We start from the raw sequence: 8,481 nt of genomic DNA on the forward strand, positions 1-8,481 counted from the left end.
CCCCGCGCACCGCCTCTGAGATCAACACACCCCCCGGATACAGGCCCGTGGGATGAAACTGCACAAACTCCATATCTTGCAGAGGCAGGCCGGCCCGCGCCACCATTGCCATGCCATCGCCGGTGGAAGCAAAGTCGTTGGACGTGGAGTTGTAGATGCGCCCATAGCCGCCTGTAGCCAACATAACCGCCTTGGCCCGCACCACCTCCAGCCGCCCGCTGGCCTGCTCCAACATCACCACGCCCTGGGCTTGGTTGTCCTCCAGGATCAGATCCAGCACATACCATTCGCTGTAGAGCTTGACCCCAAAACGCTTGAGGTTGCTCACCAACTCGTGCAAAATGGCGTGCCCGGTTTTGTCGGCGGCATAACAGGTGCGCGGGTGGCTGTGTCCCCCAAAGGCCCGCTGGGCAATGCGGCCATCCCGCAGGCGGGAGAACAAGACCCCCAAGTGTTCTAGGTCGATGATCACTTCAGGAGCTTCCCGGGCCAGAATCTCCACCGCATCTTGATCCGCTAGGTAATCGGATCCCTTGACGGTATCGAAGGCGTGGGCTTCCCAGGAATCTTGCGGATCGACATTTTGTAAGGCGGCGGCAATGCCCCCTTGGGCTGCTACCGAGTGGCTGCGAATGGGATGGGTTTTGGATACCAAGGCCAGGTCGAGGTTGGGATCCCGTCGCATAGCTTCCAAAGCCGCCCGGCAACCGGCCAGCCCTCCCCCAATGATGACGATGTCGTGCTCCAGCATGGATGCAGGCAAGCTCTCGCAAAGGATGTCCGCCACAGCTAGGATGGCGTTTCCCCATTATGGCCGGCTCCAGCAGCCTCCCCGGCAGCAACTGGGCATAGCTCGTTATCGCTACGCGACGCTTGCGCGAACGCGCCGGTGAGGTGTAGCCCCTTCCCCTCTGGACAAAAACTGTCAGGCCAGAAAATGAGATGCTTTCCGACAAGACCCATCCAACAGGCTTGGCTGGCTACGATAAAGGTTGGGCCTGGCTTTGCCCTTGAAGAACGTTGCAGCTCATGGCGTGGGTGAGAAGCTCTCCCTAGGAGCAGCCGGAAATGCCAGTGAGCCCGGTCTGGCAGACAGCCCTGAGCGGTGATGATTTGGTGTGGAGGATAGCTATGCGCATTGCTCAGATTGCCCCTTTGCATGAGAGTGTGCCCCCCAAGCTCTACGGCGGCACCGAGCGAGTTGTGTCTTGGCTCACCGAAGAGCTGGTGCGGCGGGGGCATGAGGTGACGTTGTTCGCCAGCGGCGACTCCCAAACCCAAGCGCGTCTAATCCCCTTTCGGGAGCGGGCTTTGCGTTTGGATCCCACGGCCATCGACACAGTGGCTCCTCATGTTTTGATGGTCGAGAAAGCCTTTCAGATGGCCGACGAGTTTGACATTATCCACGGCCACATCGACTACTATCCCTATGCCCTGGCCCGTCGCCACCCGCAGGTTTCTTTTTTGGCCACCCTACACGGGCGACTGGACATTCCGGAGCTGCAGCCCCTCTACACCGAGTTTCAGGACATTCCGGTGGTCTCCATCTCCAATGCCCAGCGGCTGCCTTTGCCCCAGGCCCGCTGGGTGGGGACGGTCTACCACGGCTTGCCCCTGGATCTCCACCGTTTCTATCCAGAAAAGGGGGACTACCTGGCCTTTTTGGGCCGGGTCTCCCCGGAAAAAGGGCTGGATACGGCTATTGAAATTGCCGTCCGGGCTGGGATGCCGCTGAAGGCTGCTATCAAGATCGATGCGGTGGATCGCCAGTACTACGAGTTAGAAATTAAGCCTTTGGCCAGTCGCCACCCCAATGTGGAGATCATAGGGGAAATCACCGACCAAGAGAAAAGCGAGTTTTTGGGCAAGGCCTATGCGGTGCTGTTTCCCATCCGCTGGCCGGAGCCCTTTGGGCTGGTGATGATTGAAGCGATGGCCTGTGGCACGCCGGTAATTGCCACCCGTTTTGGCTCAGTACCCGAGGTAATGGCCGACAGGCGCTCCGGCTTTATTGTCGACTCGGTGGAGGAAGCAGTGGAGGCTGTGGAGAAGGTGGGATCCCTGAGCCGAGCCGGGGTGCGGCAGGTGTTTGAGGAGCGGTTCAGCGTGGAAAGAATGGTGTCGGACTACGAGGCTCTCTACCGCCAACTGGTGAACGAGCGGCAGGAGATGTCGCGAAGAAGGCAGCTTAATAAGGCTTAGATGGGCCAAGTAGCAGCTAGGGCTGCTGGGCTGCATCGGGGGGCCCCTGCTTCTTCGCCTTCTTTGAGTGGACCGATAGCAGTAAGCTGTTCGCGTAGGAGACCGGCTGGATAGGGATCGAGAAGACCGAGATGGCAGAAGACATCATCCAAATTCAAGATCAGTACTACATCCGGGCCAGCGCCTCTTGGGTGGAGGCACGCTCTCATGTTCTCAAGCATGACAACTGCTTTGCCATCTTTGACCGGCGAGGGAACATGCGCCCCCTCGGCATCCGGGATCATGGCCTCTTCCGGGACGACACCCGCTTTTTGTCCCGCTGGGTGTTGGACTTGCAGGGAAAGCAGTTCCTGCTGCTCAGCTCAGAGGTGCGGGAAGACAAAGATATTTTGGCGGTGGATCTGACCAACCCGGAGTTCACCACCTCAGAGGGGCAGTTTATCGGTCAAGATACCCTGCATGTTCTACGGACTACTTTTCTGTGGAACAACGTAGCCTACGAGCGCATTCGCATTCACAACTACGGCTCGGAGCCGTTTCGCGTGCCGATTACCCTGCGCTTTGAGGCGGACTTTGCCGATATTTTTGAGATCCGGGGCATCCGACGGGCCCAGCGGGGTCAAGTGCTGCCGGCCCAGGTGAACCCTGAGGGAGTGGTTCTCCGCTACCGCGGCTTGGATGGAGTGGAGCGGCAAACCCAGTTGCAATTTTTGCCGGCGCCGGAGCTAGTGTCGGAGAAGCTGGCGCAGTGGTGGGTGCCTTTGGCCCCGCAGGAGGAACGGGATTTGGAGCTGAGGGTGATCTGCAGCTACGGCGGGGAGGAGATTGCCCCTTTGACCTACCGGGAGGCTCTGCAGGCGGAGCGGGAGCAAAGGGCTTCCTTGCGGGCGCAAGCCCACCGGATCGACACCGGCAATGCTCAGTTTAACGATTGGCTCAACGCCTCACGGGATGATCTGCTGATGATGCTCACCCGCACTCCCTACGGGCTTTATCCCTATGCGGGGGTGCCTTGGTTTACCACGGTCTTCGGGCGCGACGCCCTGATCACCGCCCTGGCCACTCTCTGGTGGTTTCCAGACTTGGCGCGGGGGGTGCTGCTGTATCTGGCGGCCCACCAGGCCCAGGAGGTGGATCCCAGCCGCGATGCCGAGCCTGGCAAGATCCTGCATGAGCAGCGCTCCAGCGAGATGGCCAAGACGCGCGAGATCCCCTTTGGCAATTATTTCGGCAGCATTGACTCCACCCCTTTGTTTGTGGTGTTGGCAGGGCGCTACGTGCGCCGCAGCGGCGATCTAGAGCTGTTGCGGCAGCTCTGGCCAAACATCGAAGCAGCCCTGCACTGGATGGACACTTACGGGGATGCGGACGGGGACGGCTTTTTGGAGTATGCCGGCAAGGCGCGGCGGGGCCTGCGCAACCAGGGCTGGAAAGATTCTGAAGATGCCATCTTCTACCCGGACGGATCCCTGGCAGAACCCCCCTTGGCCCTGTGCGAGGTGCAGGGCTATGCCTACGAAGCTAAGCAGTTGGCAGCAGAGATGGCCGAGCTGCTGGGGCGGCAAGAGCAAGCAGCCCAGTTGCGACAACAAGCGGAAAAGCTGCAGCAGCAGTTTTGGGATCACTTCTGGTGCGAAGAGTTGGGGGGCTATGCCCTGGCTTTGGATGGCCAGAAGCAACCTTGCCGGGTGCGCAGCTCCAACATGGGCCACTGTCTGTTTTCGGGGATCGCCCATCCCGAGCACGCCGCCCGCATTGCCCGGCAACTGCTGGAGCCAGCTTTCTTCAGCGGCTGGGGGATCCGCACGGTGCCGGAGGGAGAGGGCCGCTACAACCCCATGTCCTACCACAACGGCTCCATCTGGCCCCACGACAACGCCTTGATTGCCGCAGGCTTATCTCGCTATGGCTTCAAGGGCGAAGCGGTGCGGGTCTTGACAGCGCTGTTCGATGCCAGCCAGTTTCTGGAGCTGAAGCGGCTGCCTGAGCTGTTTTGTGGCTTTCGGCGGCGACAGCGGGAGGGCCCCACCCTTTATCCGGTGGCCTGTCTGCCCCAGTCTTGGGCGGCGGCCAGTGTGTTTTTGCTGCTGCAGGCTTGTCTGGGGCTGGAGATCGACGGGCTGGCCCAACGGGTGCATTTGACCAAGCCCACTCTGCCCCTGTGGCTGCCCCACGTCATCCTTGAGAATGTGCAGGTGGGCCAGGGATCCCTGGACATCGGTCTCTATCTGCAGTCAGGAGGGGTGGGGATCAACATTCTCAGGAGTGCGGGGGACGTGGAGTTGACGGTGAAATAGTTGCAAAATTCAGGACATCCGCAACCCAACCTACAACTAAGTTTCACCTGCCAAATGTGGCGATAGGGACACAACTCAACAGTTCAGACAGCCTCTCCCTATCCCACATCACCCACATCATCAGAAGTTCTACTCTTGAATGTAGAGCTGATCCAAATTCCACAATGGCCCCAGAATGGGTCGGGGATCCACCCCTTGAATGCGGTTGCGCAGGGCTGAGAGAACCAGGGGGTTAAAAGTGCCAATTTGGGGCAGCTGTTCCTGGATGATGATTTGAAACCGGTCGTAGAGGGCCTTGCGCTTTTCAAAGTCTAGCTCCCGCACCCCTTCGATAAAGATGCGGTCGATCTCCCGTTCCCAATCGCTGACCTCAACCCCTTCTGCCGGGTTGCCGGGCAAATCTCCCAGATTAAAGAGGTGCAAACGGCCGTCGCTGCGCCAGATGTTGGAGCCGTTGTTGGGCTCGGTACCGCCGCCACCAAAGCCCAGCAGCAGGGTTTCCCAGTCGCGGCTATCGGTGCGCTGCACCAGGGTGTTGAAGGCGATGGGGGTAAAATCAACGGTGATGCCGATCCGCTCCAGGTCGGCTTTGATCAACGCGCCGGTGGCCTCCCGCTGATTGTTGCCGGCGTTGGTGAGCAAGGTGAAACGGACACGGTTGCCCTCGGAATCCCGCAGGTGGCCCTCAGCATCATAGGTGTATCCGGCATCGAGGAGCAGTTGCCGCGCTTTTTCAGGGTTGTAGTCGTAGGTGGGCAAGCCCTCTTCGGGGCTGAGGTAGAAAGGGCTGGCGGGGGAGAAGACCGAGTGCTGGATCTGGCCCAACCCTTGCAGGACGCTATCGACGTAAAACTGCCGGTTCATGGCGTGGGCCACCGCCCGGCGGAAGTTCAAATCGTTAAACCAGCGGCTTTTGACGGGATCCACAAAAGGCCGCCCGGTCTGGGGGTTACGGGCGCGGCTGAGGTTGAAGGCAAAGAAACTGTTGTTCAATGTCTGGCCGAGATTGTAGATGGTGAACTGATCCCGTTCTTCTTCCCGCTTCAAGAGCTGAAAATCTCTCCCCCGCACCGAAAACACGTCGGTCTCGCCGGAGCGAAACTGCAGCAGCGCGGTGTCCTCTGAGTCCACAATGCGCAGGATTACCCGTTCAATGCGCGGGATCCCTTCCCCCTTCCAGTAGTAGGGATTGGGCCGGTACACCAGCCGCTGGCCAGGGGTGTATTCCTGCATGACATAGGGGCCAGCCCCCACCAATTGCTGCACCGGCGTGTCGATACCCCAGGTTTGCAAGAAAAGGGGGTTGCCCCGGCTGTCCAACTGCTCGACAGTGGGCTCGAGGATGTGCTTGGGCAAAATAGGGGATCCGGCCTGCAGCAGAAAGGGAGCGAAGGGCTCCGGCAAAACGAACTCAATCCGCCGCTCGTCCAGCGCCCGCACCTGAGGCAATGCTCCGGCTTCTCCAATTCGCTTCACATCCCGCGCAGAAGTCGGGATCCGCTCGTTGAAGATGATGCGGTTAAAGGTAAAGTCCACATCTGCTGCTGTCAGAGGCTCTCCATCCGACCAGCGCAGCCCCTCCCGCAAGGTAAAGACATACCGCAAGCCGTCCTCAGACACTTCCCAGCCTTCCGCCAGCTCCGGTTTGGGCAAGAGGGTATCCTCATCCAAGGTGACCAAGCCCGCCTCTAGGTAGGCGATAGCGTCGCGGCTAGAGCTTTCGGCGGCCAAATAGGTGTTGAAGGTTTTGGGATCCGAAGTCACCGTGGCAACCAGATGGGGGGGGCGGGTGGGCGTGGCACAAGCGCTGAGCCAGAGCAGAAGGATCCCTAGTAGAGAGACAAAAAGGTTCCTCCTGAGTCGGTTTGCCGAGGTGTTGTTTTGGCCCGCCATTTCTTTTGCCAAGTCGTTGTTCCAAGCAAGTTTGGGACGGCTCGCCCGCATCCCGCGCCCTGTGGCCCAAGCGCTCCGCGCTGCTGAGGCCCTCACCCCCAGCCCTTCTCCTAGAGGAGTAGCCCCCCTCCCGGCCCCTTTCCCAGAGGGAAAATTGGGGATCCAGGTAATGGGTGGTTTGACTGCGACTTGGGCAGATTCTGCGTTTTTGAGGGAGCGATTGCTTGCCAGTTTGGCAGCTCAGGCAGTGGGGTGACCAGGTTCTTTTCAGATTCTGATGGGAAGGTCAGAGGAAGCTTGTCCTCTCTGTTCCAGCAACAGGGCTACTGCGAAGGCAGCAATGGCCTCTCCCTGACCTATGGGGCCCAGTTTTTCGTTAGTAGTAGCCTTGACCCCCACTTGCTTGGGGGAGATCTGCATCGCCTCTGCCAGGCGGGCCTGCATGGCGGGGATGTGAGGTTTGAGCTTGGGCTGCTCCGCCACCACCACACTGTCTACATTGGCAACGCACCAGCCCTCTTGGCCCACCAGCTGCACCACTTGCTGTAGTAAAAGGATGCTATCTGCCCCTTTCCAACGCTCTTCTTCAGGGGGGAAGTAGTAGCCAATATCCCGCAGAGCGGCAGCCCCCAGGAGAGCATCCATGATGGCGTGGGTGAGGACATCGGCGTCGCTATGGCCCAATAGCCCCTTTTCGTAAGGGATCCGGATCCCGCCCAGGATCAGGGGGCGCCCCTCGACGAGGCGGTGGATGTCGTAGCCCTGGCCAATGCGCACTTTTCCGGCTCCCTTGGGAAAACCATCGAGACCCTTGTCGACCATCGCCCCCTCCGAGGAGCTAGGGGGATGGGAGTCGAGTAACCGACAAGCAGCTTTTGAGAACGCCTCTTTCTATTCTGCCGGCTCCAGAGGGGAATAGCAGATGGGACAAGACGAACCACTGTAGCAGTCGAAGCAGATGAGGTGAGACTTCCCGTAGGGATTGGCGCAGCGCTTGGCCCACTGATAATCGCTGTAGCTAAGATCTTTTCCGCAAACGTCACATCTGGCCATCCCGCTTTCTTCTCCTCAAGCTTCTGAATTAAAACACCACACTAGAGAGATGATCCTAATCGATAGAGAGATGATCCTAATCGATCCCTGAGCCCCAGCTTGAGAGAAACTATCCCCCAGCCCTGTCCAGAAGGGGATCCTGCCGCCCACAGGGGATCCCGTCTTCGAGAGGCGTCCAGCCCGGCTGCCAAAGATCCCGGTTCTTCAGGGTGGCCGCGTTGACCCAGAGGCGCACCTGGGGATCGCAGACGGCTCTGAGCTCGGCAAACACCAGCCCTCCTTCCCCTTGTTGGCGAGCAGTGACCTGAAAGTGTCGCCAACCCATGACGGGCTGAGCGGAAGTCCACTTGGAGCCAAGCAGATGGGGAAAGCGCTGTTTTTGGCGGGGCTTGCTGCGGGCCATGGGTTGAGAACTTGTTGCCACCCTTGCCTGTGGGCGAGCAGGTCTGCTGTCGGCTTCTGAGAACGGGATGAAGTTGGATCGGGAAGATCGATATGATGGCTAGGGGTGCTATGGCATCCCAACCTACCCACTTAGCCTATCCAACAATGGTGCAAAACGGGCAAAAGCTCGGGTTCTTTTGGCGTCAGGTGTTCCTGAAAGGGATCCTCCTGCTGCTCATCCTGGGCGGTCTGGTTTTGGGAACGGGACTGCCTCTGGTCGCGGCAAGTAGTCCTACTCTCTCCGGAAAGCTGACGGGGCCAGAATGGCGACAAGCAGACCCGGAGGCCAAGCAGGACTTTTGTCGCAAAGCCTTTCAAGCGTTTCGCGCCTCTCCTTCCCAAAGCTATATCATCAGCTCCAATGTGCAGGCTTTGACCCCAGAAGGTTTGTGTCGGCGCTTGGATCAGTTTTATCAGTATGCCGTCAACGACGAGATCCCCATCAACCAGGCGGCCAATATTGCCCCATTGCTGTTTTCAGACTTACCTCTGGAGCAGCCTTGATCCCATGTGGATCGCTTGTCCTGCCGAGGACATAATGACTTTCTCTTAGTGAGGATCCCAGCCCGGCTGTGACAGGTTGGCCGGATTC

7 protein-coding genes are annotated in these 8,481 nt (G+C 59.3%); 3 read left to right on the forward strand and 4 right to left on the reverse strand.

The features are described 5' to 3' along the window. On the reverse strand, positions 1 to 751 hold a 751-nt coding region (locus NW838_RS03380), incomplete at its 3' end, for an FAD-dependent oxidoreductase (protein ID WP_414427500.1). Positions 752 to 1,068: 317 nt separating this feature from the next. On the opposite strand from NW838_RS03380, the gene NW838_RS03385 reads away from it, so the two are divergent. Then, a complete protein-coding gene (locus NW838_RS03385) occupies positions 1,069 to 2,202 on the forward strand; it encodes a glycosyltransferase family 4 protein (RefSeq protein WP_414427498.1) in 1,134 nt (377 codons plus the stop codon). A 131-nt stretch (positions 2,203 to 2,333) separates the two neighbouring features. Continuing rightward, a complete protein-coding gene (locus tag NW838_RS03390; protein WP_414357002.1) occupies positions 2,334 to 4,499 on the forward strand; it encodes a glycogen debranching N-terminal domain-containing protein in 2,166 nt (721 codons plus the stop codon). Between the two features lie 129 nt (positions 4,500 to 4,628). Here NW838_RS03390 and NW838_RS03395 read toward each other — a convergent pair whose 3' ends face one another. The 3 genes from NW838_RS03395 to NW838_RS03405 all read right to left on the reverse strand — a co-directional run bounded on the left by NW838_RS03395 (position 4,629) and on the right by NW838_RS03405 (position 7,848). Further along, on the reverse strand, positions 4,629 to 6,404 hold the full coding sequence (locus NW838_RS03395) for an ABC transporter substrate-binding protein (RefSeq protein WP_414427499.1): 1,776 nt from the start codon (positions 6,402 to 6,404) through the stop codon (positions 4,629 to 4,631). A gap of 255 nt (positions 6,405 to 6,659) precedes the next feature. Next, positions 6,660 to 7,169: a 2-C-methyl-D-erythritol 2,4-cyclodiphosphate synthase gene (gene ispF, locus NW838_RS03400; RefSeq protein ID WP_414342922.1), complete on the reverse strand. Its 510-nt coding sequence runs from the start codon at positions 7,167 to 7,169 to the stop codon at positions 6,660 to 6,662. 385 nt (positions 7,170 to 7,554) lie between these two features. Further along, on the reverse strand, positions 7,555 to 7,848 hold the full coding sequence (locus tag NW838_RS03405; RefSeq protein WP_414357005.1) for a TIGR02450 family Trp-rich protein: 294 nt from the start codon (positions 7,846 to 7,848) through the stop codon (positions 7,555 to 7,557). 110 nt (positions 7,849 to 7,958) lie between these two features. Here NW838_RS03405 and NW838_RS03410 point away from each other — a divergent pair, with 110 nt between their 5' ends. Beyond that, positions 7,959 to 8,393: a hypothetical protein gene (locus tag NW838_RS03410; RefSeq protein WP_148202694.1), complete on the forward strand. Its 435-nt coding sequence runs from the start codon at positions 7,959 to 7,961 to the stop codon at positions 8,391 to 8,393. Positions 8,394 to 8,481 lie beyond the last annotated feature (88 nt).

The sequence above is a fragment of the Synechococcus sp. R55.2 genome, from assembly GCF_047462075.1.
Classification (GTDB): Bacteria; Cyanobacteriota; Cyanobacteriia; order Thermostichales; family Thermostichaceae; genus Thermostichus.